Origin of the sequence: Stutzerimonas xanthomarina DSM 18231 (genome assembly GCF_900129835.1) — a bacterium.
In the GTDB taxonomy this organism is placed as follows: Bacteria; Pseudomonadota; Gammaproteobacteria; order Pseudomonadales; family Pseudomonadaceae; genus Stutzerimonas; species Stutzerimonas xanthomarina.
Window position 1 is genome coordinate 1 of sequence record NZ_FQXA01000017.1, and the last position, 1,163, is coordinate 1,163.

1 protein-coding gene is annotated in these 1,163 nt (G+C 63.4%); it reads left to right on the top strand.

The genetic code is table 11. The annotated features are described in order from the left end of the window. On the top strand, positions 1–1,163 hold a 1,163-nt coding region (gene ahpF, locus BUE09_RS19980; protein WP_073303947.1), incomplete at both ends, for an alkyl hydroperoxide reductase subunit F.

Below are 1,163 nucleotides of genomic sequence, written 5' to 3' on the forward strand. Positions count from 1 at the left end.
TGCCCGGACGTGGTACAGGCGCTCAATCTGATGGCCGTGCTCAACCCGAACATTCGCCACGTCGCCATCGACGGTGCGCTGTTCCAGGAAGAGGTCACCGTTCGCCAGGTCATGTCGGTGCCGAGCATCTACCTCAACGGAGAATTATTCGGTCAGGGCCGCATGGGCGAAGAAGAAATTCTCGCCAAGCTCGACACCGGTGCCTCGGCGCGTGATGCCGAGAAGCTCAGCGCCAAGGATGCTTTCGACGTGCTCGTGGTCGGCGGTGGCCCGGCCGGCGCCGCAGCGGCTATCTATGCGGCACGCAAGGGCATCCGGACCGGTGTAGCCGCTGAGCGCTTCGGCGGTCAGGTGCTGGACACCATGGCCATCGAGAACTTTATCTCGGTCACCGAGACCGAAGGCCCGAAACTGGCCCGTGCGCTGGAAAACCATGTACGCGAATACGACGTCGACATCATGAACCTGCAGCGCGCTGCGCAGCTCATTCCGGCCTCGAGCGAAGGCGGCCTGCACGAAATCAAGCTCGAAAATGGTGGCTCGCTGAAAGCCAAGACCCTGATCCTCGCCACTGGCGCCCGTTGGCGCGAAATGAACGTGCCCGGCGAGCAGGAGTACCGCGGCCGTGGTGTCGCCTACTGCCCGCACTGCGATGGCCCGCTGTTCAAGGGTAAGCGCGTGGCGGTGATCGGTGGTGGCAACTCCGGCGTGGAAGCGGCTATCGACCTGGCCGGAATCGTTGCGCAGGTCACGCTGCTGGAGTTCGACAGCCAGCTGCGCGCCGATGCGGTGTTGCAGAAGAAGCTGCACAGCTTGCCCAACGTCACGGTGATCACCAGCGCCTTGACCAGCGAAGTCATCGGCGACGGGCAGAAGGTCACCGGCCTGGCCTACAAGGATCGCAACTCCAGCGAGTTTCATGAGCTGGAGCTGGAAGGCATCTTCGTGCAGATCGGTCTGCTGCCCAACTCCGACTGGCTAAAGGGCACGGTGGAACTGACCTCGCGCGGCGAGATCATCGTCGATGCGCGTGGCGAGACCTCGCTGCCGGGCATCTTCGCCGCGGGTGACGTCACCACGGTGCCGTACAAGCAGATCGTCATCGCGGTTGGCGAGGGGGCTAAAGCCTCGCTGAGCGCTTTTGATCACCTGATCCGCAGCTC